Here is a 25303-nt window from a genome sequence, read left to right on the forward strand (position 1 = left end):
TGGTTAGAATTTTCGTTGTACCGTTACAAAGATATCATACTGGTTCTGAAAAATGGTGGGGCTGATCTTTTGGTTGATCCAGGTGCCGTACAGCCCCAGTGTAGTGCGGTACCGGATGGTCTTCTGGTAACCGGTGCCTACGCTGCGGGTAAGCAGCCCTGCCAGTTGCGGGAACTGCACCAGCCGGCTGCGGTCATCAGGAGAGGTGCCCAAACCGGCCACCAGCAGCAGATAATCCTGATCACGGTTCATATAGTACCGGGTAGTAAGATTGAAAGAGGTATAAAAATGCGGCTGGTCACTGATGAAGTAGGCGCGAAGGTTCACATAAAAATCGTTGAACCGGTTGGCCACCGATACCACGCCGGAGTATATGTTGGAAGTGTCTGCCTTCAGGTAACGCGCGCCCAGCTCCGCTTCTATGCTTTTCCCGAAAGTATGGAAGAGGGAGTACGCCAGCCGGGCGGTAGGGAACACGTCGGAATTGGCATAACTGGCAAGGGCATACGAATAATTGCGACGGTTATGGGTGTAGTACAATTCTGCTTCGCCCATCACGCCGGTGCCTTCCGTCCGTCCGCCGTAGTTCAGCCTTGCGGCATAGCTGCCGCGCTTCATAAAATGGCGGTATTCCGCGGTGGCAATGTTGTACCAGCGACTGGTGCCATAGTCATAACTGGAGCGCAGGAAGAACAGCCCGAATTGGTTTTTGAGCGTTTTGCTGCGCAGGTAGTCGGCGTAATCCGTATGCGCCGTGGTGTTGCTGTAGCGCAACAGGGAATCTGCCGCCAGCGAAGCGGCGCTATAGTCTTTTTTATTCTCCAGGGTAACGACCCGTTTTTCCAGGAACGCTGCGTTGTCCGGATAATACCGGAGGCCCTGGTCTGCATATACGAGCGCGCTGTCATAGGCGCCTTTCCCATTGTACAGGTTGATGGTATACAGCAATGCAGCAGAGTCTTTCCGGTTGATGGCCAGCACCTGGCGGAAAGTTTGCAGCGCGCTGTCGGGCTGTTGACGGCGCTGTGCGGTGGTGCCGGCGGCCAGCAGATTGTCCGTATAGGCGTTACGGTATTTTACGGTAAAAGGGTATTGCTGCCGCAGGCTGTCGAGGATGGCGCCGGCAGCTGCGTACTGATGTTGCGTGCTAAGAATGCCTGCTTTCTTAAATAACAGCTCCCGGTTATGCGGGTCTTGTTGCAATGCCTGGTCCAGCCGTGCCAGTGCGCTGTCTGGCTGCTGCATGGCGCTTTCTGCGTTGATCAGGTATTGCAGCGCCTCCGGCTGGCCGGGCTGTAAGGCCAGTACCGCCTGGAACTGCCTTTTGGCTTGTTCATATTCTTCGTGCTGCATCAGTATTCTGCCGGCGCTGAGATGGATGTCCTGTAGCAGGGATGAGTATTGCGTGTTCACCGGATACTGCTGCAACAGAGGTTCCATAATAGCGGTGGCCTGGTCGTACTGGCCCATATCGGCCAGTATGTTGGCTTTTTTCAACAGGAAACGTGCATTGGCGGGATGCTGTTGTAAGGCCTGGTCCAGGACCGTTACTGCCTGCGCGGGTTTTTTCTGCAGCAGGTAGGTATTGGCCAGCAGGTCCGGCGCGGCGGTATCGGCAGGGGTGACGCGTAGGGCATTTTCGAATGCCGTGAGCGCTTCCGGGTATTGTTGTTGTACGAGATATTCGCGGCCGCTGGCAAGATAGAGCCGGCCGAGGCGTTCACGTTCGGCGGTGTTGCCGGGTTGCCGTTGTAGCAGCTTTTCAGAGATCATGGCGGCCTCTGTGTACTTGCGGTCGCTCTCCAGCATGTCTGCCTTCAGGCCCAGCAGCCGGGCGTCATCAGGATGGCTTTTCAGGCCAAGGTTGATCCAGTTGAGCGCTTCGCGGTAGGCGCCACGTGACACGCTCAGGCCGATCAGCTTCTGCAGGGCGTCCTGGTTGCCGGGATTTTTTTCGAGTATGCTGGCATACAGTGCGTATGGGTCGGTGTTGGTATAATAGGCGGCAGCTTCCATGCGTAGGGGCACCTGCTGGCTGCGGGCCCTGGTGTCTCCCGGAAAACGTTTGATGATATTTTCCAGGAGGCTTATAGCTTCGGGATAACGGTGCAGCTCATGCAGCATCTCCAGTTTGGCCATCAGCAGATCGTAGGAGTTGGGATGGGTGGCCAGTTCGGCTTCTATCCGTTCCAGGGCGGCGTTGTAGTTATTGTTGCGTATGTCCATGCCCGTGAGTGCCTGCCTTGCCTCCTGGTTGGATGGGTCGGTCATCAGTGCCTTTTCGTAGTTGTCACGGGCGAGGTTGTTGTAATTATTTTTACGGAAGTAGCTGCCTGCCAGCAGAAAATGGCCTGTCACGGCCTTCTGCACGGTGGTGTCGGCGCCATACCTGTCCAGCAGGGTATTGGCGTAATTGCTGCCCTGGTAGAATTTGCGGGCTTCGTCCATGACACCTAGTTTCTTCAGCATAAATTCCCGGTCGCCGTTGAAATACCCCAGCGCCATATCTGCATAACATTCGGCTTCCTCGTATTGTTTTTGGGCCAGTTCAATATTGATGGCATAGAGATAGGCATCGCGGTAGCGGGGAGCGGTGGTCAGCACCTGCCGGATATATTTGCGGGCGCTGTCATGTTGCCCGGTGAGTTGATAGAGCCTGCCCAGCAGCAGCTGCTGGTCCACAAAATCGGGTTGCAGGTCCAGCGCCTGCCGGGAAAGACGGATGGCTTCCGGATACTGCCTGGCCCGCATGGCTTTTACGGCGTCGTCATAAACCGACTCGGCTGCCCGGCCTTTGTTTTTGTTTTGTGCCATGCCCGGCAGAACAGCTGCGGTAGCGGTTATCAGTAAAACATATTTCAACACGGATGTCCTCATCTATAGAAAAAATTTGTACTAAGCGTTTGCGGTTTTCTTTTTGCCAAAGCCCTGTCGCTGCATATTGCCCCAGGAGTGTTTTTTGCCGGTCAGGAAATAATAATATCCTCTCAGAGCGAAAAAGACGATCAGCGGGTGATAAAACAACGGCTCCAGGAAAGCCATCAGGGCCAGTCCTATCACTTCCCGCCAGGTTTTATAATAATGATAGGTCATATGGTCCCACCAGATGGCCAGCGTGGTGATCATCACAGAATACAGGTATACAAAAGACAATAATACCAGTGCATAATGCCAGTTGATCTGGCCGGTAATGATCAGGTAGATATAAAACAGGATACCGGTGAACTCAATGATGGGCGCTAAGAATTCAAAAAGGAGGTTATAGGGAAGCACCACCAGCCCCAGTTGTTTGTACCGCGGATGAAACAGCACCCTGCGGTGCATAGTGATGATCTCGGCAAGGCCGCGGCCCCAGCGGGTACGCTGCCGGCTGAAGACTTTCAGGGTGGGAGGCCCTTCTGTCCAGCATTGCGAGGTAGGTATATACCGGATGGCGTATTTCAGCTTGTTGTCGATCATGTACGTACACATACGGGTAACGATGTCCATATCTTCTGCGAACGACTGGCTGTCATAGCCGCCGGCTTTGATGGCTATTTCCTTGTCGAACAGCCCGAGGCCGCCGGACACGTTGGGTACGCAGTTGATAAGGCTCCAGCCCATTTTACCGAGTACGTAGGCGCGGATATACTCCATCTCCTGGAAGCGTGGCAGCCATTGGCGTGGTGGCCTTACCCGGGTAATCACGCCTTCGTCCACCTCACAGGAATTGGCCAGCCGCAGCGTGGCGCCGGAGGCAATTACCCGCACGCTGTCTTCCTCGAAATGTACGTAACCACATTCGGGACAGGGCTCGCCTACGGCCTTGACCCGCTGGTGCTCTTCGTCCATAAAGGGTTTGATCAAACGTAACAGGGTATCTTTCTCCAGGATACTGTCTACATCGGTGCAAAGAAAATAATTATAGGCGGCGGCATTGATACCGGCATTGGACGCATCCGCCTTGCTTTTACCATTTACTTTATCGATGACAAGCAGCTTGTCGTAAACATTATTGACCGACTTAAAGACACGTTTGACAGGCTGGGACTTGATCCGCTCGTTATAGGCGAAGTCCACTTCCTGTAACTCAAATTCGCTGATCAGTTTCTCCAATGTGTCATCAGTACTGCCATCATTGATGATGATCACTTCATATTTGGGATACACCAGCGTGAGCAACGAGCGTACGTTGGAGATGATGGTCACGCCTTCGTTGTAGGCCGGCGCAATAACGGAGATGCCGGGCGCCAGCGGGGAGTCCAGCATTTTCGTATAGTCGACATAGCTGGTCGTACGCTGGAAACGCCGGATGCCCCGCAACGACAGCAGGGCGAGCAAGGCATACATCAGCAGCATCACGCAGCCGAAAACAAATACGAAGCCTTCATAGAAATTTTTGAACCATTCCACTATATCGATAATTTAAAATCTGATTATTGGGCAGCTGCCTGCTGCTTGAAGCCACGACGCTGCATATTGCCCCAGCTGCTCTTTTTCCCGGTAAGGAAATAGAAATATCCCCGTAACGAAAAAAACACGATCAGCGGATGATAGATAAACATTTCCATCAGCGGTGTGGCACAGAGATATATCACTTCCCGCCAGCTCTTGTAGTACCGGAAGGTAAGCTGGTCCCACAGGATGGCGAGCGTGGTGATCATCACGGAATAAGTATATATAAATAACAGCAGCAACAGCGCTGTGGGCCAGTTGATAAGCCCCAGTATGGCGCCGGTGAGATAAAACACGATACCAACAGCTTCTACTAAAGGCGCCAGCAATTCAAAAAAGAAGTTGTAGGGAAAGATGATCATGCCCATGCGGCCATAACGTGGGTTAAGGAACATGCTGAAGTGGGCATGCATCAGCTGGGCAAGCCCTCTGGCCCAACGGGTACGCTGCCTCCCGAAAATGCGGACGGTCACCGGCGCTTCCGTCCAGCAGAGCGTACGGGGCACATACCGGATAGCATAGTCGATCTTGTTGTCACTGGCGTAGCGGCACATGCGGGTCATCAGCTCCATGTCTTCCCCGAAAGAACTGAAGTCATACCCGCCGCTGCGAATGGCCACCTCTTTGTCAAACAGCCCGAGGCCGCCGGACACGTTAGGGACGCAGTTGATCAGGCTCCAGCCCATTTTGCCCAGTACAAAGGCCCGGATATATTCCACTTCCTGGAAGCGGGGCAGCAACTGCCGCGGCGGCCGCATCCTGGTCATTACGCCCTGGTCAAATTCGCAGGAGTTGGCAATACGCAGGGTAGCGCCGGTGGCGATCACCCGCTTATGTGGTTCCTGCATCACCGGCTTGATCAGCTCCATTAACGTATGTTCGTGCAGGATACAGTCTACGTCCGTACACACAAAATAATCGTAGGAAGCGGCATTGATGCCGGCGTTAACAGCATCGGCCTTGCTTTTACCATTTACTTTGTCGATAATGGTCAGCAGGGCATAAGCCGGATTAGTGGATTTATAAATTTTGCGCACCGGCTGCGTAGGGATCTTAACGTTATAGGCGAAATCCACTGCCACCAGCTCAAAGGCTTCGATCAGTTGCTCCAGGCTGTTGTCGGTACTGCCATCATTGATAACGATGATTTCATAACGGGGATAGACCAACGTCATCAGGGAGCGGACATTGTATATAATGGTCAATCCCTCGTTATAAGCGGGTGCCAGCACGGTGATGCCCGGCGCCAGCGGCGATTTGAGCAATATGTCCACCTGTTGCGATTCCCCCTTTTTGGCGTAGGCGCGGACGGCGATGATGGAAAACAGCGCCAGCAGGGCATAGGTGCCCAGCAGCACTGCACCGTAAATAAAAGTGCCGGTCTCAAATATGTCCCTGAGCATTTCCCAGAATGTACTGTCCATCAACGACTAAAATTTGATTAATGGGTTCATGCAATGTTTCAGGATGAGTTTATTCTCCCTGGTGGCGGTATCCACCAGTTCCTGGATAAGGCTGCCGGCAGCCCATTGGTTATTGATCAGCGATTTGGCCGCATGTTTACGTATTTCGAAATCAGAGGAATGCAGGAACTCCTGCCGCAGGAATTCTACCTGTCTGCCGCTGCTGATACGTCCAAAGGCTTTCAGTATTTCAACGCGGCAGTGATGAGGCTGGCTGTCGTACATGCTCAGCAGTTTGTCTTCCACACTTTCAATTCTCAGTTTACCCAGACAGTTGATGGCATTGGCCCGCAGGTAATGGTCACGGGTGTCCAGCAGTTTTACGACGGCAGGCACGGCGCTCAGCTGCTGGTAATGCTCTACCAGCTTCAGACAGAAAGAAATAATGCTTTTATTGGAGGAGTAGGTGATCCATTGGGCAAAATTGGGGATCGATATCCGGTCGGTGGTGGAGATAATACGGAACAGCTCCACCTGGTCCCATAGCAGCAACGGTTCGGTGGCTACGTCGAAAAACTTGAAAGGCTCGTTTTTGCTCAGTTTGATGTAGGCATGCCGGGCGGTGGCGCGTAACTCACGGTTACGGCTATTCGTTAACGGCAGAATGATCACATCGGCAATGGGGATGTCCATGTTGGTCAGTTCGCCCAGTGCCTGGATTTTGTGGTTCCAGTGGCGGGACTTCAGCTTTTTCAGGGAGTCTTTGTCCAGTCCCAGTTGTATGTACAGGCTGCGCAGCTGGTTGCCCATGGCGCCCTGTACGTTTTCGCGGTATTGCATGAGCCGCTGGATCAGCACCTGCCGCGCCCATTTTTTTTCAAAAACGGGTTTGTCAAAAACCTCTACCGGCACAGCTGTCTCCACGGCTTCATCAGTGTACAGAGCCTCGTTCATCAGGATATGTTCGGTGAGCAGATCATCGATCATCGGATGGAGGGCGGCCAGTTTTTTCTCCCGCCGGTAGCTCCGGTAGCGGTTCAGCAGGATGGAAATATAGGCGATGGCCGTCATCGACACCGCTACGGCAGTGAAGACGACCGCAATCTGTATCACGAGCGGGGCATACCGGAACTGGTCTATAGTAGCCGAAATAAATGCCGGAATGGTTTTCATGGTCGCAGGAAATAGTCAGTAAAATAGCGTGTGGACAAAGAAATAATTACTGGTATTGCATCAGTAATCGTTTCACACGGATAAGCAGTTCACCGGGAATGACCGGTTTCTTCAGGAAGTCGTCAGCCCCCAGTTTAAAGCCTTCCAGGATCATATCTTCATTGCCGGCATTGGAAACAATAATTACAGCAATGGGCTTGCCTTCCTTCCTGCTCTTTACCCGGCTGAGGATTTCAAAACCATTGGCATATGGCATCATGATGTCAGTAATGATCAGATCATAGCCATAGTTGGTCTCTTCCAGCTTCTGAATGGCCTCTTTCCCATTCACAACGTGGTCCAGTTGATAGGCTTCCTTATGAAGTATCCGTTGAATGATTTTCGGCATTACTTCATCGTCTTCGATAACAAGTATTTTATGCATATATGAGATTAGCGGTTACTCATGGCGGTTATGGTCCCTGTTGACTCTTTCAATAAAGATAGGAATTATATGTAAATGTCTGCTTTTTTATGCCCTATATTTGCGATGGAAGTATATTGTTATGACGGCGAAGTTCAAGATATTATTGGTAGACGACCACAAAGCCAACCTTTTAGTATTGCAGCGTATGCTCGAGGCAGAGGGGCGGACTTTCGTACTGGCCACCTCCGGCCATGAAGCCCTGGACATAGCCCGGGAACAGGATGATATCGGCCTGGTGATGCTCGATGTGCAGATGCCGGACATGGACGGCTACGAAGTGGCCCGCCAGCTGAAAGCCAATCCGCAGACCAAAGATATCTCCGTCATTTTTGTTACGGCCACTAACAAGGACGAAGAGGATATGCTGAAAGGTTTCGAGAAGGGAGCGGTAGATTATCTCCCCAAACCGCTGCATAAACACCTGACCCGTGCTAAAGTGGACGTCTTCGAAAGACTGTATTATTATCAGCAGGAGCTGAAAATGGCCCTGAAGGCCAAAGAGCAGGTCAACGGCCAACTGGAGCGTTTTATGCACGTAGTGGCGCACGACCTCAAATCCCCGCTCTCCGGTATCACCAGCCTGTTGCTGATTTTACGGGAGGAAGAAGCTTTGCAGCAGTCCGAAGAGCTGCTGTCTTTTGTGGACATGGCCGTGGGCGCTTCCCATAAACTGGCCGATATGATCTCGGCCATCCTGGATTATAGCCGCGAACACCAGGATAATCAGCCGGAAGAAATGGTAGAGGTGAAAGCGCTGCTGGAACAACTGGTGCAGCTGCTGTTTCCGCCGGCCAACGTACACATCCGCGTGGCAGACAACCTGCCGGCCCTGTATACCAGCCGCCAGAAACTGCAACAGGTATTCCAGAACCTGATCAGCAATGCTATTAAATATGTAGACAAGCCGCAGGTGGAAATCGCTGTCGGAGGAGAAGACCGGGGCGATTACTACCAGTTTTTTGTGAAAGATAACGGGCCTGGTATAGCAGAAAAAGACAACGAGCGCATTTTCCGCCTCTTCGAAAAAATAGATAATGACGATGATAACGGCAAAGGCACGGGCATCGGACTCAATATCCTGAAGCTGCTGGTGGAAACGCAGGGCGGTAAAGTGTGGGTGGAATCGGTGAAAGGGGAAGGAAGCTGTTTTTATTTCGAATGGAGAAAATAAAATATTGCCCCGGTTTGTTGCCCGGGGCAATAGGTCTCCGGTTCACTTCAATACGGCGTAAACGCCCGCCGCGGCCGCAACAGCTGCTGCTTTATCCACGGACCTGCCATAATAACGGTAATCAATACACTTAAACCGATGATCATCCACGTGTAATAATCCATTGATGTGCGTAAGCCTGTCTGCTCCTGCAACATGCGCCGGGCGGAACCTTCCGCCAGCTGCTGCGCGGTGGCCATATCCTTGCCGCCGGCCAGGAAATGTTGCCGGAACTGCCCCAACACCTCTTCCCGTATAGGATTGATACCGGTGAACTGCTCCCTGAATTTATTATAGTGAACACTCTTCCCGTATAACTGGAAATAGTTGGCAAAGGCAATACTGCCGCAAAAACCGGTATAACGGGCGGCGATGCCGATGAAAGACACAGTGCCGGCCATGGCGGCAGGAACGGACGCTACCACGTACATCACAATAGGCACAAACAGGGCGCCGGTACCATAACCCTGTATCCACATGGGCAGCAAAAACTGGCTGGTATTGGCCTGGCTGGAAAACAGAAAATACATACAGACATGAAATAACAACAGCGACAAAAATCCGCTGCCCAGTATCCAGCGTGTATCCGTTTGGTTTAGTACCAGCCGGGAGGCTACCAGCATCCCTGTGATAATGCCGGCTATATTAGCCGTCCACACAGGTGTAAGGTTGAGCGGGTCTACCATCAGCACTCCCTGTAAATACGCGTAAACGTTGCCGGTAGTGCCTTTGAAGGTATAGTACGCCATTAGCAGCAATAACCCGTTCCTGAAGCCTGCAAACCGGAACAGCCGCAGCTGTAGCAGCGGGCGTTTTAACGCCAGTTGCCGTACGCCGAAAAGCAGGCCGCTGGCAAGCCCGGCGAGCAGCAACCAGCGTAACTGCGGACTGGAAAACCAGTTGAGCTGCTGGCCATATACGAAGATATAACCCACAATACACAACAGCACCGTATATAAAATATAACTGGACCAGTCCAGCTGGTACAACGGGAACTTCTTCCGGAAACGCACATTGTTGGTGATCGCCAGCATTAATACCAGGCCAGGTATCTCAGCCAGTACCACGAAATAAAACAGGTTGTTGAAGTCAAAGTAGTGTAATATCCGGCTGCAAAAGAACGCGCAGGTAGGGATAGATACCTGTAACGTTCCGTAAAACACCGTATAGCCGATCACCCGCATCCTGTCCGAACGCAGCCGGGAGAAGATCATATGCAGGCAAATACTGCAAAATAACGCACATACCGCCCCCTGTACAAAACGGCAGGCCATAAAAACAGCCAGGTTACGGCTGTTGGCGCAAATAAAGCAGGTCAGTGTATTGAGGGCTACCGCTATCAGAAAGTACGGCCGCGGCTTCACATACTTTACCAGCCGGTCGTCTATCGGCAGGAAAGTGACAAGCGAGGCATACATCAACACCACGGAATACTGCATGTCTGCCGGCTCCATGCCGTAGTAACCGGTTGTTTCAGCGCCATTGCTGAAATACAAAGCGAACACGCCCAACGCAGGCAGCAACATCAGGAAGATGGTGGTGCGGATCAGCCATTCCGGCGCCCATGGCTTAAAAAGAGGTAAGTTGACAGATGACATAAGTAGTTATTTACTGACAGATACATTGGCATTCATACCGGCCACCAGGCGCGCCAGTACAGCGGGACTTTCAACCAGCCTGATACGCACCGGTATCCGCTGGATGATCTTCACAAAATTACCGGTGGCATTGTCCGGCGGCAACAACGAATAGCGGGAACCGGTAGCAGGAGAGAAGGAGGCGATCTCTCCGCGGAAAGTCTCTCCGGGAAAGGCATCCACGGTAACGCTCACCGGTTGGCCGGCCCGGAACTGCTGTACCTGTGTTTCTTTAAAATTGGCCACCACCCACTTGGGCGTTTCATCATTGGAGATGAAAGTGAGCGGTTGCCCGGCCTGTATCAGTTGCCCTACCTGGATGTTCTTACGCCCTACGCGGCCGTTGTAAGGGGCGCGGATAACGGTATAGCCTACACTGAGCTGATGCTGTTCGGCCACCGCCTGCCGGCGTTTGATTTCCGCGGTCACGGCGGCCGACTGATGGGAGGCTTCTGTAATACGGGCCTCCGCGGAGGCATGGTCACGCAGCGCCGCCTGGTATTCTGAGGTGGCGATGTCCAGCGCGGCCTTCACATTGTCAAAACGTTGCGGAGTGGTGGATTCTTCCGCCAGCAGGTTGGCAAACCGCCTGTATTCCTGCTGCTGATGCTGCATACGCGCTTTGGCCGCGTCAATCCTGGCGGCAGACACGGCTGCTTCGTTTTTTAAGGTGCTGATCCTGCTTTCCAGCAGGATGGTCTGCGCCCGCGCATTTTCCAGCGCCGCTTCCGCCTCAGCGGCCTGCGCCAGGTAGTCGCGGTTGTCGATCACCACCAGCGTATCGCCGGCTTTGACGGACTGGTTTTCTTCAAAATGTATCTCATGGATATAGCCTGATACCCTGGCACTCACGGGATTGATATAGGCTTCCACCTGGGCGTCATTGGTTTCCTCATAACGTGCCAGGCGAAGGCAGTACCAGACGCCCCAGCAGCAAAGGCCGGTGACTAAAAGCAGTGCGAATGCACGTGTGGTATAAATGATAAACCGGTCAGTAGCAGTCAGTTGTTTGTTCATATTTTTCCTGTTAATCTGAGTAATTGATAATGTTGCACCCGCACCTTTACCATAGCGGTGGTAAGATTGAATTTGGATTGCAGTAGCTGTGTCTCTGCGTCGAGCAGGTCGCTCAACAGGGACTGCTGATTAAAATAAGAGCTGCGCAGGATGCGGAGGCTTTCAGTAGCCTGTAGCATGTTGTTGCGGGCCACAGTGGTTTGTTGTACAGCTTCCTGGTAATGCAGGAAAGCAGCGTGTATGTCTTGCCTGAGGTCGTCCTGTATGCTGGCGGCCATCGTCAGCTGCTGTTGCCATGCTATGCGCGCCTCGCGTGTTTTATGCCTGTTCTGGTAAAAGGAGGAAACAGGAACACTGACGCTGAAGCCTGCCTGTCCGCCAGACCAGGGCACGCGGGAATACGGATAATAGGAGGTTTGCGGATAGGTATAACGATAGTCGGCAAAGAAGCCCAATTTAGGCAGTGGTGCGGCTTTTACATGCTCCAGCCGCAAAGCGCCGAGACTGGTATGCTTCAATGCCAGCTTATATTCGATGGCTTCACGGCTGCTGGTATCAGGAGCCGGGCCCGCTACATCAGGCAGGTCCACGATAGGGTGGATGGCGCACGTGTCTGGCCGGCCCATCAGGTAGTTGAGCCGCTGCGTATTGATAGCAATGTTGTTATTGATCTCCGTCAACGATAACCGCTGATTGGATATCTTCACTTCTTCCCGCAACACATCGCTTTTTAGCACCAGCCCGTTTTTATACAGCTGCTTTATCTCCGAGAGTTGCAACTCACTGGAACGGATATCCTGTTCCAGCAAAATGCTGAACTGCTGATAACGGTACAGGTCCAGAAAATATACGGCCGACTGATAACGGATGTCTGCCACCGAACGTTGCAGCTTCGTCGCGGAGATGGACTGCTCCGCCCTGGCCATGGCTATTTCCCGGGTTGTCTTTCCGCCGTCGTACAGATTGAGGTAGAGATTGCCGCCGATGGTATAATGCTCATGGGAAACAGGAAACTGCGTAGGGGTGTGCAGGATACCATTGGTGTAAAGCGGCATGTTGCTCAGGCGGGAGTAGGCGGCGTCTGTATTTACAGCAGGCAGTCTTGTATCACGGGCAGCCTGCACCTTTTCAGCGTTGCCCGCCAGCTCCTGCTGTTGCAGGCTGATCTGCCGGTTGCCGGCTTCGGCCTGCTCCCATATCGCTGCCAGTGTCATGCCGCCGGCATGTGGTTGCTGCCCGCTGGCGGGCCATGGGAAAACCGTTGCCAGCAGCAGGGATAAACGTAAAAAACAGTATTTCATCATCTGTAAAAAAATGGTTGATGCAAAATTCATCACCGGCGGGAAGTCTTATTTGATATAACAGGCCAAATATTTACTAATTTTGGCCATGTATGGACATGTTTAAAAAATTCAGGAATGAAATTGACAGCCATCCGGACGCCATTTATGTGTTGAATGAACCGCTTGAAAACCGCTTCCCGATGCACTGTCATGATAAAAGCCAGATACTGCTGGTGGAAGGAGGCATTGCTTACCTGAACACGCATGACAAACAATACTACATTCCTGCGCGGCATTATGTCTGGATACCGCCGCGGGTGGACCATAACATTAAGTTCAACAGTTCTTCGCTGGTGATCCATAATATTTATTTTATGGATGAGGAAGATGCCCGCCATCCTTTTTATGGTAAGCTGAGCATCTATCCCGTAACAGGCGTGGTGAATGAAATACTGCAGCTGTCGGCCTCCTGGAAGGGGCACATCCTGCCTGGCAACTGGCAGCATGAGCTGTTGACAACGTTGAAGCATATACTGCCACATACCAGCGGCCGGCCGTTTTCCATCCTACTGCCTACTACGGAAGACAGCAGGATACAGGACATCCTGCGGTATTTGCATAATAATGTCAGTGAACCCCTGATGCTACCGGAAGTGGCTGCCCGCTTCGGTTACAGCGTGCGTAACCTGACACGGCTCTTCAAACAAACACTGAACACGTCTTTCCTGCAATACGTAAAAATGCTGAAGATGATAAAAGCTATGGAGCTGTTGCTGCAAACAGAAATGAATGTGAGCGAGGTGGCCTACGAGGTGGGCTACTCCGGGATAACAGCGTTCAGCAATACTTTCCAGCAAATGCTCAACATGCGGCCCAGTGATTTCCGGCTGCTGAAATAAAAATAATGTCATGGAATTACAGGATGCAATACAACTGATCAAAGCGGATTATACGGCCGGCACCTGGGTGGACCTGGGCTGCGGCAGCGGATTATTTACCTATGCGCTGGCTAACCTGCTGCCCGCCGGCAGCACGATATATGCCATCGATCGGGAGCCGGTGAGGCTTACGGCCAGGGCCAATCCGGCGGCACAGGAAATCGTCCCGCTGCAACTCGACTTTATACGGGAACGGCTACCCGTAGCAGCGTTGCAAGGGGTACTGATGGCCAATTCCCTGCACTATGTGAAAGACAAACCGGCATTGTTGCGCCGCCTGGCCAAACAGCTGGCTCCCGGCGCACAATGGGTGATCGTGGAATATGATACTGATGCAGCCAATACCTGGGTGCCTTATCCTGTCCGGCGGAATGTGCTGCAGCAGCTGCTGGCAGACGAAGGGTTTCCGGATATTTCTTTTCTTGGAGAGCGGCCGTCGGTATATCGTTCCGGCAGCATGTATGCAGTAAAGGTGGGAAAGTAAACAAGCGTACTGGTTTACCATGGTGAAATATTACTGCCTGCCTGCGATTGTTGAACTGAGCAGTTACCAATATTTTTGTAGTCCTCAGATGATAAAAATGGGACCCTTCCAATAAAGATGGTTTGTAGGCGCAAATCAACACAGTATGGTAAAAAGAAAAGCATAGCAGACAGCTATGCTTTCTTTGTTGTAACAAGTCATCGGTTAACCCTTATCTATCCATGCTGATTCGTCATTGGTTTGTTCTTCGGTTTTTCCAGGTGTGGCATATAATTATTTTGCGCCGGTTCTTTCCAGAATACCGGCAATTTCTTTAAATCCGCGTTGCCGTGCATGTGCCAGCGGTGTCACCCCGTCTTTGTCTGCCAGGTTCACGTTGCATCCGGCATCCACCAGCATTTGAACGATCTGTATATGTGCCGGACCGCCGTTGCTGAGGATAATGGCTTCCAGCAGGCCGGTCCAGCCAAGGCGGTTCACATGGTCAATGGGGAAGGTCTTGTCCTGTAACAGGGTACGCACCACTTCCACATGTCCGCGTTCGCAGGCCGGTATCAGCGCTGTGCCGCCATAGCGGTTGTATATTTTGTAATTGGCGCCTGCTTTCAGGCATAGCTGTAAAATGTCGGAGTAACCTTCCGCACCGGCATACAGAAACGGGCTGTTAAGGATGTCGTCCTGTGCGTTCACGTCGGCCCCGGCTGCAATCAGCAGGGCCGCTGCCGCGGTGTGATGATTATAGGTGGCCAGCATCAGGGCGGTACGCTGTTTGTTGTCCCGCGCAGCGATGTCTGCTTTGCCCTCCAGCAGCTGCCTGATGACGGCAGTGTCATTGACGGCTGCAGCCTTTAGTAAAAGACTGCCGTTGCCTCCGGAAGGAGCGGGAGTTTGTTTGTCCTGTGTACATCCGGTCATGGCAATCGTCATTGAAAGTATCAGTGATAAAATAAAGTGACAGCTTCGCATGCGGGAAGTGTTTATGCTGCATCAAAATTAAGCCGGCCTTTCTTCCTGAAATGGTGATAATTATCACTATCGTGGTACTTTTCGTTTCTCACTGGCAAAAGCTGTTTTGTGATGTGGGTAAACTTGCCTAACATTGCAGCAGCCAACACCACTCATCAAATCCTGTCAATTATGAAGCAACTTAAATATATATCGGGCATTGCCCTCATGGCTGCTTTGCTGCCTTCGGTGGCTAAAACCCAGACAAAAGAAGAGCCGCTGAAGATCAGCCATCTGGCTGGTAACTGTTACGTATATACGACAAGTGGCACACTGGATGACGGTACCCGTGTCCCGTCCAACAGTATGTACATCGTTACCCGCCAGGGCGCAGTAATGATAGACGTGCCATGGGACACAACACAGCTCGGCCCGCTGTTGAATGCTATCCGGCAACGGCATGGTAAAAAGGTGATTGCCTGCATCGCCACGCATTTCCATGACGACCGTACGCTCGGATTGGCCGCACTGGCGGCAAAAGGAATTAAAACGTATTCCACCGCGCAGACATTGGCGCTGTGTAAGAAAGAACACAACGACCAGGCGCAGTATATCATTCCGGAAGATACCACCTTCCGCTTCGGTGACCGGCGTGTGGAAGTATTTTTCCCGGGCGCAGGACATAGTCCGGACAACATAGTGGTATACGTGCCGGAAGACAAGGTGCTGTATGGCGGCTGCTTCGTTAAAAGCACCGATTCCCGTGACCTCGGCAACTTGTCGGACGCCAAACCATACGAATGGGAAAAATCCATGCTGCGGCTGAAAGCCCGTTACCCGCACCCGGTAGTTACGGTGCCGGGCCATGGCCCGCTCGATGACCGTCGTAACGCCTGCGACTACACGATCAAGCTGATTAAAGCCTACGAAGAAAAACACCCGCAGTGAGAACTTTCAACTAAACCATACGTTGCAGAACAGCACCTGAAAATAACATCACAAGCGTTGCAGGCCGGACAGGCTGCGTAAATATTATGGCCCCGGGGTATGTTCCCCGGGGCCTTATTTATGAAAAAAGAAAAATTTGTGCAAGTAAATGCTTGCGCGTATGTTCGCAATCAAATACTTGCATATTGGAAATCAGAAGAGATGTTTTTCAGGCGATAGCTGACCCTACACGGCGTCAGATTATTGAAATGGTGGCCCGTCAGCCGCTCAACGTGAACACGATCGCAGAGAACTTTGAGGTAAGCCGCCAGGCGGTTTCACTGCATGTCAAAATTCTCACGGAGTGTGGTTTGATCGTGATCAAAAAACAGGGAAGGGAACGGTATTGTGAAGCCCGGCTGGAACAGTTGAAGGAAGTGACGACCTGGGTAGACCATTGCCAGCAGTTCTGGGCCACACAATTCAAGTCGCTCGACAGCTATCTGCAAAAAGTTCAAAGCGGAAAAAAATCACACAAATGAGCAATAACACACCCGCAAATTTTAAGATGGAATACCGGTTCAAAGCACCGCGTGACCTGGTATTTAAGGCTTTTTCCACAGCGGAAGCGCTGAACGAGTGGTGGGGACCTGTAGAAACACGTAACAGCGTGATCAGCCTGGATTTCAGGCCTGGCGGCATTTTCCACTTCAGGATGGAAGGAGCGGGACAGGTGAGCTATGGCCGTTTTCTGTTCCGGGATATTCAGCCGCCTCACCTGCTGGAGTTTACGAATGCTTTTGCAGATGAGTAGGCACAGGTGGTGAAAGCGCCGTTTGATATGCCTTTCCCGCTGGAAATCCTTTACCGGATCACGCTGCACGAGGAAGGAGAGGAAACGGTGCTTTCCCTGGTCGGCCAGCCACTGGCTGCCAGCCCGGAGGAAACGGCGTCTTTTCTGTCTATCAACGGCAGCCTGCAGAAAGGTTTCGGCGGCACCTTCGGTCAACTGGTCATTTATCTCCGTAAAATCAACAACATATGAGAAAACTGAAATTACAGATGCAGATCTCGATGGACGGTTTTGTTGCCGCAGGCCCTAATGATGAGCAGCATTGGGTTACCTGGGCCTGGGAAGAAATACGGCCGCAGGTGTTGGAATTAGCCGACAGTTGTGATACGGTCCTGATAGGACGTAAACTGGCGGTAGACTATATTCCTTATTGGCAGGAGGTATTTACCCGCCCGGAAGATACGATGCATGAAGTGGCGCAGCGTATTGTGGCCATGCAAAAAGTGGTGTTTAGCAAAACGCTGGACCGTTCCGTCTGGGAAAATACTACTGTGGCAAATGGAGAACTGGCAACGGAAGTGGACCGGCTTAAACAGCAGCCTGGCAAAGACCTGATCGTGTATGGCGGTACTTCTTTTGTGTCTGATCTGTTGAAAGAGGACCTGGTAGATGAATACTACTTCTTCGTAAACCCGGTAGCATTGGGGCATGGCGATCCTGTTTTCAACGGACTGTCCGATTTCTGCCAACTGACGCTGAAAAACAGCACCCGCTATAATTGCGGCATTGTGCTGATGCATTATGCTCCCCGCTGAGGCACAACGTATAGCGATAACAGTTATAGGGCTTATCCTGAAAGTTAAAAAACAAAAATTGTGGGCTATTATGTTTAATATTACGGCTTGTCAACCGTAATATGTAAACCTATATCGAATACCTGCAACCTGTCAACTTAAACCCGCTATATACTGTTATCGATGAAAAAATTATCCCTGTTATTTATGATGAGCGCCCTCGCTTTTGGGGTAAAGGCGCAAGACAAAGACGTGCCCCGTTTCCGGATCGCGGTAAATGGCGGCTACAGCTACCGCATAGGTAAGGTTCCTTCTTCCTTTTCCGGCGATGCCCGCGACTATATGAAAAAACTGAAATCCGGTTTTAATGTGGGCGCAGACGTGCAGTATTATTTCAATGACGAATGGGGCGTAGGGGTGAAATACCTGCGGTTCCAGGCTTCCGGAAGTGGCGTGGTGGCCGCCGAAAGCCCTTCGGACGGTTATATGCGCACCAATGTGGCTGACAATATCGGGATTACTTTTTATGGTGCTACCTTTTGCGGCCGCGTATACACAAAAAGTGACTATAGCCAGGCTTTCCTGATTGGTGCTTCACTCGGCTATATGCGTTATCGTGATAACGGCCAGGTGGCCGCGTATCCGGTGACGATCAAAGGTGGCGCTTTGGGTTCCGGCCTGGATGTGGGGTACGATATCCGGATTGCCCGTAAATTGTACGCAGGGGCACAGTTTTCCTATCTGGCCGGAACAGTAGGCCGGGTTACTATTGAACGGGCTGGCATGACCGAAACAAGAGAGCTGAAAGACGACCAGCGGGAAAACCTGTCGCATCTCAGCTTGTCTGCAGGGCTGCGGTTCCATCTCTGATCAGTCTTTCCAGTTGTATTGTGTCAACTGGTTGGTAAGCCGCTGGCTGACAACTTCCAGTGCGCTGAACCCCTCTGATTGATGCTCTATGATCAACATACATCCTTCCGGCAGAATCCCGCTGGGGCCAAACTCCAGTTCACTGACTTTCACGGACTGCGTAATGCCGTTGGTATCCGCTTCCTGCCGGAAGGGTTCTCCCGTGTGGCCATAGAAGTGATAAAGTACCGGTACATGGTCCAGTACCTCGCGGATGGCTCTCATGCCGTAACCCCGCTGGCTGCTGTCGTCTTTGTCATGGGTAAGGAGAATATCCAGATGCCCGCTGCTTTTGAGCAGTCTTTTGACTTCCCGTTGCTCATATTCCTGGATGAAACGTTTGTCCGTTCTGCCTTTGGCATCGCCGATACGGCCGATGCCTGCCAGGTAGATAACTTCCTGTTCTTTGCGCAGTTCCTGTTTTACACCGGACCGGCACACAAACACGCGGTGATATATATCTATCGGAAAGCGGGGAAGTGCAGTGTTGGCTTGCTCCAGTTTGTCAAGAAAATCATGGTCTTCGTGATTGCCGCGTACACAGATCATATCTATATTAAGGCGGTCCAGCAACTGCCGGACAGCTGGTTGCTCCCTGATAAAATCATCATGAAACCCTAACTCATCACGGTTTTGCCGCGCATGTTTCAACGTGGCCTTATCAAGGTTATGAATATCCGGATAGGCGCCCATGTCGCCGCATTGCAGGATAAAATCAATCTTTTTGCCGGTTTGTTGCTGGTAAAGGTCCACCAGTTTAAAGGGTAACAACAGTTTGCCGTGAACATCGGCGAATATGGCTAGTCTCATCGTTGAACAAACAAATAAGCGCCAAAGCTACGAAAAATACGGCTCAGCCAACAGAGAGCGTGCTGCCGTAACAAAGGAGACCCGCTTTACGCGCCACGCTACGGGAGGCATGATTGCTCCAGGATGTGCTGTACAATGGCAATGCACCAGCCTTGCGGACCAGGGCTGCCCAGCAGGCAAGTGCCGCGGCGGCATATCCTTTTCCCCTGAAAGGCACCAGTGTTTCAATGCCTGCTTCATGTGCGGCCGCTGTGATACGCACGCTGCGGCAAACAGCCGCCACCTGCCCATCTTCCACCACGGCGGCGCAGGGCTGTACATAATCCAGCTCCGGTCCAAGCCAGGCAAAACCAGTTCCTAACAGGGGGGCGTGTTCCGGTGTCAGCTGTATACCGGATATAGCGGCGGTAAAGTTTTCCGGCACAAGAAAAGAGGGCCCCGCTTCCCATTTGTCGGCCTGTAACAAATGCCGGTATTGTGCCGTATCCGGTGGAGGGCTAGCGGGCATGCCGGCGGATACGGCCAGGAGGGCTTGTGCTGTCAGGGCCTGTGCCAGCTCGTCGGGCACATCATGCCTGTATTTGCATATAGGCGTCCCCGTTACAGGGATGCCCATGAAAAACAGGGGAGCAGGGCCGCGGTCAGGCCATGGCTCGTTGGCCTGTTGCATCCTGCCACGGGAATCATAAGTGAAAAGAACATCGGCATGTAACTGCATCAACACCGTTGTTGTCAGGTCATTCGTGGTTTTCATCACTGCAAGTTATCCTAATTAATATTTATCTTCCGGTAAAATACTTCATCCGATGAATAAAACCATGTGCCTGTTGGCCTGCATCTTACTGACTGCCATGACCGTAGCAGCTCAGAACAAAGCCTCCATCAGGGAGGCGGTCGGGCAAATCAACCGTGACAGTACCCTGAAACAGGTCTCGCTGATGAACGAGGACTGGATGAAGGAGATGAGCGACGGTGGCGGCAGCCTGACGGGGTACTATAAAAATAAACTGTTGGTCAAGGCTGTCCGTTGGATAGGATACTCCAGCGGCGTGGAGGTGGTGGAGTTCTATTTCAAAAATAATGAGCTGATATTTGTGTATGAACAGTCGGATGTTTTCTATTATGATGAAAAAAAGGGAGCCCTTAGAACGGACTCCCTTGAACGGAATTTTGAGGGAAGGTATTATTTTTTCCGTAAAAAAATGATTGATAACACAACGTTGGGGCATAACCGTTTTGAGGATGATACACTCGACCCTGAAAAGGTATGGCCTAAAGAAGCAGCCACCTGCAGACGTTTGCTGGCCCGCAGAGTGCCCCGGTGATTTATAGCAGGATATCGATGTCTGCGGACGTAAAGTACCGGGGCACTTCATGTCCTGAATAAACGGCGCCATATCGCAGCTTCAATGGCAGCAGGTACTGAAGCGGGATACGTGCCCAGCTTTTCATATTTTCCACATTGATGTTCAACAAAGACGATAACTGTATGCCGATGGAAGGCACGAAAATAAAGGTGGTACGGCTGCGGGTGAACTGTGCGCCGGTTTCTGCATAAGTGTACAGCCCGATGAACCGTTTGTTGCTTACCCAATAGTCGAAGTTGCCCTTAATACCAACCCTGACCTGTTGTGCAGACCTGGTGGGCTGCTCTGCATCCTTGTCCTTCAGGTTGGCGAAACTGCCGGAAACCGTATAGCCGAGCCAGTAGTCCATCAGACCTTTTTTACCACCGTCACTGTTATAATCAAAATGTTTAAGGAAGTTGCCTGCGTTGATCCGTATTTCAGGCCCCAGCATATAATGGTCTGCGGAGGCTGTGCCGCTGACAAGTCCTATGGAAAGGGAGTTGCCTACGCGGGCGCGTACGAAGTCGCGGTAACGTAACGGTGCATTGGCTTGCCGCATGGCGGCGGTAATAGTGCCGCGGTTTTCAAACAGCGCGTCCATATCGGAACGGTAAGGAATGGGGACCCAAGCCAGGCTGGGGATATGAAAGATGAGATAAAGCGGTTGATCGGCGCGGTTGTCAGGGATCTTATCCAGAAAAGCGGTGAAGCCTTTGTCTGCCGAGCCTCTTTGAAAAGCATCGCTGAGGTCTTGTAGAGACAGGGTGACGGCGTGAATGATCCGTTCGGCTTCCGGCGTAAAGGTTTCGTAGTGTATGGCCCCGAGCGTGGTGTTCTTCTGCCAGCTGTGATGTGGGTTATTGAACTGCCCGTCACCATAGGCGTACCATATCTGGCCTTTACGGTTTACCACGGTGCAGCCATTGGCCGAATAGAAGTCATGCAACGATTTGTTGTTGGTGACGGATTCAAAAATGGTGCGGTTCACTACCAGGTGGCCCGAGGAGAACGCATCTTCCAGGAAATGGTCGGCGAAAGCGTTAAAGAGCATGGCATAAAAAAACATTTGCCTGGAGGCGTCGTCATTTTTCCCGGACAGCTGTCCGCTTTGTTCTGCCAGGTCTATCGCCAGTACATGGAGTGTTACATACATGTTGATGGCGTTAGTGCGTCCCAGCCTTTTAAAAATACTGTCCACCAGCACCGGTTTTTCACAGAGACGGACAGAGGCTTTGCTGAAGTACCGCAACTGTTCCCGGAACCCTTTACGGTATTCATAAAAGTGTGAAAGGTTGAGGGCGGCTTTGAGGGCATAACTGAAGTCCAGCTTGGACAGTTTACCATCAGGGGCAGCGGTGTAGCCCATAGCAATGTATTGATCATGCAGCTTGATGATCCGCTCCATAACGGAATGCTGGTAATGCAGCTGCTCTTCCAGTAACATGGGGTTGCGTTCATGGTCGCCGCTGAGGCCGTTCAGAACGCCATAAGAGATGCGGCTTTGGTCAGGACCGGAAAAAGTGCCGAAATAATAACGGCCCTGATCGTCAGACCGTATGTCCAGGTAACGCAGCAGCTGTGCTTTGTTATTCTCCGGTAATGACTTTAAAAAACGCAAAAACGCCGCGTCGCCGATCAGTTTGTGCTCTCCGTAGTTGTAGGCGAATAAACGCCCGGATGTAATGGTTAATGTAATGGCAATAATGAGTAGTCCCTTCATATTTTGGGTTGTAGTTCACAGATAGAAATTTTGCCGCGACAGTTAAAGGGACGAAAACTTAAAATAAAGGTATTTTCAGGGGATGGCAATGGAAAATGAATAACATTTTTGAACAACGGGAAAAATCCCGGTATGCCTTACGAAATGTCCCTGAAAAATAATAGCATGAAAATCCAGCGGAAAAGAATGGACACGAAAATCATGGTGGTTATCTTAAAAAATAGTACATTTGGCCTAAATTTAAAGTTATGACCGAATATACCACCACGAACAACGAAGAGGAAGAAGACAAAAAGTCTTTTATTCAAAGGTTGAGAGACAGTGTATTGCCGATCAAACCGGAAGATTCCGGTATAAAAAAAGCAATGAAACAGGTCGGTTTTGCGGCTTTTTTGGGAGTAGCAGGCGTGGTAACAGCCCTGCTGGCCATTGCGGTGTCATTTGCGCTGTAACATGAAACGGCTGTTTTACATATTAGGTATCAGCGGTTTGTCATGGCTGATGGTCCATCTCGCCCGATGGAGCGGTCACCCGTTACCTTGGCTGAACGGTCACCTGACAGACCTCATCGTGGTGCCACTGATAGCGCAGGCATGCCTGGTAGTGGTCCAACGTTGGATAGTGAAGCGCAGCGATTATTTGCTGCCGCTCGGATATGTCCTGTTTATTGCCTGTTATGTGGCTGTGGTGTTTGAATGGATAATGCCCCGTTATTCACCCCGTTATACGGGCGACTGGCTGGACGTAGCGGCGTATTTCGCCGGCGCCGCAGGGTACTATGGCTGGCAGCACTGGCCTGTGGCGTTGCATGGCACTAACGGTGAAGGATATAGGTAATGATCGCAGTTCCTTGCTGCTGCCCGTAGGAACAAGGAACTGCGCGATCATCAAATTAGCCGTGTTGGCCCACAGCGTAGCCGCCAGGCACTGTCCTGAAAGCAATGTTTAATTTGTTCCAGGTGCCAATCATCGCTACTGACAACGCGATATCGGCAATTTCTTCTTTACTGAAATGTTTGGCCAGTTCATCATAAGTTTCATCATCCATGTGATTGGCGTTCAGCGCTTCTGCAAAGGCTAATGCAGCTCTTTCTGCTTCACTGTAATAAGGCGTCTCACGCCATGCCGGCAGAGAATATAACCTTTGTGCAGTTTCCCCAATGTGAGTAGCATCTTTAAAGTGCATGTCCAGGCAATAAGCACAACCATTGATCTGGGACATACGGGTGTTGATCAGTTCATGCAGCTTCTGGTCCAGCCCCTGACGGAGATAAGCGCCTGTTTTAAACAGTCCGTCTGCAAATCCTTTTTTAACATCTCCGAAAGAAATTCTTGCTTCCATTTTGTATCGTTTTAATTTTGATTAATATTTGTTTTGATAAGATGACAACCTGATATTTCCATTTAGGACATCATTTTTAAATATTTTTTAATTTTATTTAAAATAGATTGTCTTTAAATTTGTTAGATGGATTTTGGCGAGTGATTAAAACCAGTAAATGAAAGCGGTACACACGGATACACAGGAGTTGCTTTTCGGTCTGCAACAGGAGGCGTCAGCCGCATGGTCACAGCCGGTACAATTTGCGGAATATGTTGTTTTATTTGTTCCCGCAGGCAGCGGGATATTTCATGCCGATTTTTCCGTGACGGCCTTCAACGGACCGGTACTGTTGTTTGCCACCCCGTTTCAGCTGTTGCGCCTCGAGGCAGACACGGACCTGCCTTATTTCCAGCTGCGCTTCCACGGCGATTTTTATTGTATTGAACATCACCGCGCGGAAGTAGCCTGTAATGGATCGCTATTTAATAATATCTATCAGCAGCCTTTTATACAGTTGTCCAAAGATGAATCCCTGGGCTTTTTTCAATTGATCACCCAGCTGGAAGCAGAGTTTAAACAAGAGGCGCCTTCTGATATGGTGCTCAAAGCGTATCTGCAATTGTTGCTGGCCAAGTCCAGTGCTATCCGGCAGAAAACGCAGGTAATAACACCGGACGGACCGCAGCCGGACGATCAGATGGAACGTTTCCGCGTGTTGCTGGACCAACATTACCTTACCTTGCACAAACCGGCCGACTATGCTGAACTACTGGCTATTTCCCCGAACCACTTCACAAAAAAATGCAACCGCTATTTTGGTAAATCACCTTCCCGCCTGATCCAGGACCGCCTGGTACTGGAAGCCAAGAAACAACTGCACCTGACACGCAAGAGCATCAAAGAAATCGCCTACGCGCTGCGGTTTGATGATGAGTTCTATTTCAGTCGCTTCTTTAAGAAAAATACCGGCGTATCGCCGCAGACGTTCCGCCAGCGGACAGGCATATCTATCGTGGCAGATTTGTCCATGCAATAGCCTTTTCCCTCCATGGCCCGGCGCTGATGCCCGTTCTACATTTGTATCGTCATTCATCTTTAAAAAACGAACAAATGAAAGCCATGAACAAAGTCCTGCAGGCCATTGCCAACCTTGATCAATTGGGAAAAAAAGTCGTACGCTGGGGAATCGTCATCGTGTTTGTCTGGATAGGCGCCTTAAAATTTTCTACCTACGAGGCAGACGGCATTGTTCCCTTTGTGGCCAACAGTCCTTTTATGTCCTTCTTTTACAATAACCCCGGCGAGTATAAGACACACATGAACAAGGAAGGGGAACTGATTGAGGTGAACCATACCTGGCATGAAAACAACAATACATACGGCTTCTCCCGCGGCCTCGGCGTTTTCCTGATCACGTTGGCAGTGCTGGTGGCCATATACCGCATGGCGCCGCTGGCCAGTGTGGTGGGCAGCGCACTGGTGTTTATCATGACAGTAGGTACTTTGTCTTTCCTGGTCACCACACCGGAATCCTGGGTGCCACACCTGACAGACCATCAATGGGGATTCCCTTATCTTTCCGGCCGCGGCAGACTGGTGATCAAAGATGTGATGATCATGGGAGGGGCGCTGGTCACCATGAGTGAGTCTGCCGGTATTTATCTTCAGCGTAAAGGCATAAAGTAGT

General features: G+C 51.3%; 27 protein-coding genes. 14 read left to right on the plus strand and 13 right to left on the minus strand.

The window, feature by feature from the left end:
* Positions 1–3: 3 nt before the first annotated feature.
* Genes HGH92_RS27770 through HGH92_RS27790 form a run of 5 tightly spaced genes read right to left on the minus strand, consistent with a single transcriptional unit; the run spans position 4 to position 7434 of the window.
* Positions 4–2877, minus strand: coding sequence for a tetratricopeptide repeat protein (locus tag HGH92_RS27770; RefSeq protein ID WP_168874074.1), 2874 nt, complete (start codon positions 2875–2877; stop codon positions 4–6).
* 18 nt (positions 2878–2895) lie between these two features.
* Entirely contained in the window at positions 2896–4392 is a 1497-nt protein-coding gene (locus HGH92_RS27775; protein ID WP_317166452.1) for a glycosyltransferase family 2 protein, read from the minus strand.
* Between the two features lie 23 nt (positions 4393–4415).
* The gene (locus tag HGH92_RS27780; protein ID WP_168874075.1) at positions 4416–5858 is read right to left on the minus strand and encodes a glycosyltransferase family 2 protein; all 1443 of its coding nucleotides are present in this window, start codon (positions 5856–5858) and stop codon (positions 4416–4418) included.
* 6 nt (positions 5859–5864) lie between these two features.
* Positions 5865–7010, minus strand: coding sequence for a HEAT repeat domain-containing protein (locus tag HGH92_RS27785; protein WP_168874076.1), 1146 nt, complete (start codon positions 7008–7010; stop codon positions 5865–5867).
* Between the two features lie 46 nt (positions 7011–7056).
* The gene (locus HGH92_RS27790; RefSeq protein ID WP_168874077.1) at positions 7057–7434 is read right to left on the minus strand and encodes a PleD family two-component system response regulator; all 378 of its coding nucleotides are present in this window, start codon (positions 7432–7434) and stop codon (positions 7057–7059) included.
* 121 nt (positions 7435–7555) lie between these two features.
* Between HGH92_RS27790 and HGH92_RS27795 the strand changes: the two genes are divergently transcribed.
* Positions 7556–8647, plus strand: coding sequence for a sensor histidine kinase (locus HGH92_RS27795; protein ID WP_168874078.1), 1092 nt, complete (start codon positions 7556–7558; stop codon positions 8645–8647).
* Between the two features lie 47 nt (positions 8648–8694).
* On the opposite strand, the gene HGH92_RS27800 is transcribed toward HGH92_RS27795, so the two are convergent.
* Genes HGH92_RS27800 through HGH92_RS27810 form a run of 3 tightly spaced genes read right to left on the minus strand, consistent with a single transcriptional unit; the run spans position 8695 to position 12644 of the window.
* Positions 8695–10284, minus strand: coding sequence for an MFS transporter (locus HGH92_RS27800; RefSeq protein ID WP_168874079.1), 1590 nt, complete (start codon positions 10282–10284; stop codon positions 8695–8697).
* 6 nt (positions 10285–10290) lie between these two features.
* On the minus strand, positions 10291–11340 hold the full coding sequence (locus HGH92_RS27805; RefSeq protein ID WP_168874080.1) for an HlyD family secretion protein: 1050 nt from the start codon (positions 11338–11340) through the stop codon (positions 10291–10293).
* Complete coding sequence (locus HGH92_RS27810) at positions 11337–12644, minus strand: TolC family protein (protein WP_168874081.1); 1308 nt, start codon at positions 12642–12644, stop codon at positions 11337–11339. The genes HGH92_RS27805 and HGH92_RS27810 overlap by 4 nt, the downstream gene beginning before the upstream one ends.
* Positions 12645–12733: 89 nt before the next feature.
* Between HGH92_RS27810 and HGH92_RS27815 the strand changes: the two genes are divergently transcribed.
* Positions 12734–13522, plus strand: a complete 789-nt coding sequence (locus tag HGH92_RS27815) for a helix-turn-helix transcriptional regulator (RefSeq protein ID WP_168874082.1) — start codon at positions 12734–12736, stop codon at positions 13520–13522.
* A gap of 10 nt (positions 13523–13532) precedes the next feature.
* Positions 13533–14045, plus strand: coding sequence for a class I SAM-dependent methyltransferase (locus HGH92_RS27820; protein ID WP_168874083.1), 513 nt, complete (start codon positions 13533–13535; stop codon positions 14043–14045).
* Between the two features lie 273 nt (positions 14046–14318).
* Here HGH92_RS27820 and HGH92_RS27825 read toward each other — a convergent pair whose 3' ends face one another.
* Positions 14319–15011: an ankyrin repeat domain-containing protein gene (locus HGH92_RS27825; protein ID WP_168874084.1), complete on the minus strand. Its 693-nt coding sequence runs from the start codon at positions 15009–15011 to the stop codon at positions 14319–14321.
* Positions 15012–15182: 171 nt separating this feature from the next.
* Here HGH92_RS27825 and bla point away from each other — a divergent pair, with 171 nt between their 5' ends.
* The 6 genes from bla to HGH92_RS27855 all read left to right on the plus strand — a co-directional run bounded on the left by bla (position 15183) and on the right by HGH92_RS27855 (position 18374).
* On the plus strand, positions 15183–15938 hold the full coding sequence (bla, locus tag HGH92_RS27830; RefSeq protein ID WP_168874085.1) for a subclass B1 metallo-beta-lactamase: 756 nt from the start codon (positions 15183–15185) through the stop codon (positions 15936–15938).
* 185 nt (positions 15939–16123) lie between these two features.
* Complete coding sequence (locus tag HGH92_RS27835; protein WP_247655058.1) at positions 16124–16459, plus strand: ArsR/SmtB family transcription factor; 336 nt, start codon at positions 16124–16126, stop codon at positions 16457–16459.
* Complete coding sequence (locus HGH92_RS27840) at positions 16456–16731, plus strand: SRPBCC domain-containing protein (RefSeq protein ID WP_168874087.1); 276 nt, start codon at positions 16456–16458, stop codon at positions 16729–16731. The genes HGH92_RS27835 and HGH92_RS27840 overlap by 4 nt, the downstream gene beginning before the upstream one ends.
* Positions 16732–16758: 27 nt before the next feature.
* Complete coding sequence (locus HGH92_RS27845) at positions 16759–16962, plus strand: hypothetical protein (RefSeq protein WP_168874088.1); 204 nt, start codon at positions 16759–16761, stop codon at positions 16960–16962.
* Entirely contained in the window at positions 16959–17525 is a 567-nt protein-coding gene (locus tag HGH92_RS27850; RefSeq protein WP_168874089.1) for a dihydrofolate reductase family protein, read from the plus strand. Before HGH92_RS27845 ends, HGH92_RS27850 begins: the two co-directional genes overlap by 4 nt.
* Before the next feature lie 162 nt (positions 17526–17687).
* The gene (locus HGH92_RS27855; RefSeq protein WP_168874090.1) at positions 17688–18374 is read left to right on the plus strand and encodes an outer membrane beta-barrel protein; all 687 of its coding nucleotides are present in this window, start codon (positions 17688–17690) and stop codon (positions 18372–18374) included.
* On the opposite strand, the gene HGH92_RS27860 is transcribed toward HGH92_RS27855, so the two are convergent.
* Both HGH92_RS27860 and HGH92_RS27865 read right to left on the minus strand, forming a co-directional pair.
* The gene (locus HGH92_RS27860; protein ID WP_168874091.1) at positions 18375–19223 is read right to left on the minus strand and encodes a metallophosphoesterase; all 849 of its coding nucleotides are present in this window, start codon (positions 19221–19223) and stop codon (positions 18375–18377) included.
* Between the two features lie 43 nt (positions 19224–19266).
* Complete coding sequence (locus tag HGH92_RS27865; RefSeq protein ID WP_168874092.1) at positions 19267–19977, minus strand: GNAT family N-acetyltransferase; 711 nt, start codon at positions 19975–19977, stop codon at positions 19267–19269.
* Between the two features lie 52 nt (positions 19978–20029).
* Here HGH92_RS27865 and HGH92_RS27870 point away from each other — a divergent pair, with 52 nt between their 5' ends.
* Positions 20030–20548: a hypothetical protein gene (locus HGH92_RS27870; protein ID WP_168874093.1), complete on the plus strand. Its 519-nt coding sequence runs from the start codon at positions 20030–20032 to the stop codon at positions 20546–20548.
* Between the two features lies 1 nt (position 20549).
* Here HGH92_RS27870 and HGH92_RS27875 read toward each other — a convergent pair whose 3' ends face one another.
* On the minus strand, positions 20550–22292 hold the full coding sequence (locus HGH92_RS27875; protein ID WP_168874094.1) for a hypothetical protein: 1743 nt from the start codon (positions 22290–22292) through the stop codon (positions 20550–20552).
* 248 nt (positions 22293–22540) lie between these two features.
* Between HGH92_RS27875 and HGH92_RS27880 the strand changes: the two genes are divergently transcribed.
* Positions 22541–22744: a hypothetical protein gene (locus HGH92_RS27880; protein ID WP_168874095.1), complete on the plus strand. Its 204-nt coding sequence runs from the start codon at positions 22541–22543 to the stop codon at positions 22742–22744.
* Between the two features lies 1 nt (position 22745).
* Positions 22746–23129, plus strand: a complete 384-nt coding sequence (locus HGH92_RS27885; protein ID WP_168874096.1) for a hypothetical protein — start codon at positions 22746–22748, stop codon at positions 23127–23129.
* Positions 23130–23184: 55 nt separating this feature from the next.
* On the opposite strand, the gene HGH92_RS27890 is transcribed toward HGH92_RS27885, so the two are convergent.
* Entirely contained in the window at positions 23185–23634 is a 450-nt protein-coding gene (locus HGH92_RS27890) for a carboxymuconolactone decarboxylase family protein (RefSeq protein WP_168874097.1), read from the minus strand.
* Positions 23635–23791: 157 nt separating this feature from the next.
* Between HGH92_RS27890 and HGH92_RS27895 the strand changes: the two genes are divergently transcribed.
* Together HGH92_RS27895 and HGH92_RS27900 are read left to right on the plus strand one after the other, a co-directional pair.
* Positions 23792–24652: a helix-turn-helix domain-containing protein gene (locus HGH92_RS27895; protein ID WP_168874098.1), complete on the plus strand. Its 861-nt coding sequence runs from the start codon at positions 23792–23794 to the stop codon at positions 24650–24652.
* A gap of 74 nt (positions 24653–24726) precedes the next feature.
* Positions 24727–25302, plus strand: coding sequence for a DUF417 family protein (locus tag HGH92_RS27900; RefSeq protein WP_168874099.1), 576 nt, complete (start codon positions 24727–24729; stop codon positions 25300–25302).
* The last annotated feature ends 1 nt before the right edge of the window (position 25303 follow it).

This window comes from Chitinophaga varians, from assembly GCF_012641275.1.
GTDB lineage: Bacteria > Bacteroidota > Bacteroidia > Chitinophagales > Chitinophagaceae > Chitinophaga > Chitinophaga varians_A.

Excerpts from the sequence above, each read along its gene's own strand:
- HGH92_RS27770 (WP_168874074.1), bottom strand. The coding sequence starts at position 2,877 with ATGAGGACATCCGTGTTGAAATATGTTTTACTGATAACCGCTACCGCA.
- HGH92_RS27780 (WP_168874075.1), bottom strand. The coding sequence starts at position 5,858 with ATGGACAGTACATTCTGGGAAATGCTCAGGGACATATTTGAGACCGGC.
- HGH92_RS27785 (WP_168874076.1), bottom strand. The coding sequence starts at position 7,010 with ATGAAAACCATTCCGGCATTTATTTCGGCTACTATAGACCAGTTCCGG.
- HGH92_RS27790 (WP_168874077.1), bottom strand. The coding sequence starts at position 7,434 with ATGCATAAAATACTTGTTATCGAAGACGATGAAGTAATGCCGAAAATC.
- HGH92_RS27795 (WP_168874078.1), top strand. The coding sequence starts at position 7,556 with ATGACGGCGAAGTTCAAGATATTATTGGTAGACGACCACAAAGCCAAC.
- HGH92_RS27800 (WP_168874079.1), bottom strand. The coding sequence starts at position 10,284 with ATGTCATCTGTCAACTTACCTCTTTTTAAGCCATGGGCGCCGGAATGG.
- HGH92_RS27805 (WP_168874080.1), bottom strand. The coding sequence starts at position 11,340 with ATGAACAAACAACTGACTGCTACTGACCGGTTTATCATTTATACCACA.
- HGH92_RS27810 (WP_168874081.1), bottom strand. The coding sequence starts at position 12,644 with ATGATGAAATACTGTTTTTTACGTTTATCCCTGCTGCTGGCAACGGTT.
- HGH92_RS27815 (WP_168874082.1), top strand. The coding sequence starts at position 12,734 with ATGGACATGTTTAAAAAATTCAGGAATGAAATTGACAGCCATCCGGAC.
- HGH92_RS27820 (WP_168874083.1), top strand. The coding sequence starts at position 13,533 with ATGGAATTACAGGATGCAATACAACTGATCAAAGCGGATTATACGGCC.
- HGH92_RS27825 (WP_168874084.1), bottom strand. The coding sequence starts at position 15,011 with ATGCGAAGCTGTCACTTTATTTTATCACTGATACTTTCAATGACGATT.
- bla (WP_168874085.1), top strand. The coding sequence starts at position 15,183 with ATGAAGCAACTTAAATATATATCGGGCATTGCCCTCATGGCTGCTTTG.
- HGH92_RS27840 (WP_168874087.1), top strand. The coding sequence starts at position 16,456 with ATGAGCAATAACACACCCGCAAATTTTAAGATGGAATACCGGTTCAAA.
- HGH92_RS27845 (WP_168874088.1), top strand. The coding sequence starts at position 16,759 with ATGCCTTTCCCGCTGGAAATCCTTTACCGGATCACGCTGCACGAGGAA.
- HGH92_RS27850 (WP_168874089.1), top strand. The coding sequence starts at position 16,959 with ATGAGAAAACTGAAATTACAGATGCAGATCTCGATGGACGGTTTTGTT.
- HGH92_RS27855 (WP_168874090.1), top strand. The coding sequence starts at position 17,688 with ATGAAAAAATTATCCCTGTTATTTATGATGAGCGCCCTCGCTTTTGGG.
- HGH92_RS27860 (WP_168874091.1), bottom strand. The coding sequence starts at position 19,223 with ATGAGACTAGCCATATTCGCCGATGTTCACGGCAAACTGTTGTTACCC.
- HGH92_RS27865 (WP_168874092.1), bottom strand. The coding sequence starts at position 19,977 with ATGAAAACCACGAATGACCTGACAACAACGGTGTTGATGCAGTTACAT.
- HGH92_RS27870 (WP_168874093.1), top strand. The coding sequence starts at position 20,030 with ATGAATAAAACCATGTGCCTGTTGGCCTGCATCTTACTGACTGCCATG.
- HGH92_RS27875 (WP_168874094.1), bottom strand. The coding sequence starts at position 22,292 with ATGAAGGGACTACTCATTATTGCCATTACATTAACCATTACATCCGGG.
- HGH92_RS27880 (WP_168874095.1), top strand. The coding sequence starts at position 22,541 with ATGACCGAATATACCACCACGAACAACGAAGAGGAAGAAGACAAAAAG.
- HGH92_RS27885 (WP_168874096.1), top strand. The coding sequence starts at position 22,746 with ATGAAACGGCTGTTTTACATATTAGGTATCAGCGGTTTGTCATGGCTG.
- HGH92_RS27890 (WP_168874097.1), bottom strand. The coding sequence starts at position 23,634 with ATGGAAGCAAGAATTTCTTTCGGAGATGTTAAAAAAGGATTTGCAGAC.
- HGH92_RS27895 (WP_168874098.1), top strand. The coding sequence starts at position 23,792 with ATGAAAGCGGTACACACGGATACACAGGAGTTGCTTTTCGGTCTGCAA.
- HGH92_RS27900 (WP_168874099.1), top strand. The coding sequence starts at position 24,727 with ATGAAAGCCATGAACAAAGTCCTGCAGGCCATTGCCAACCTTGATCAA.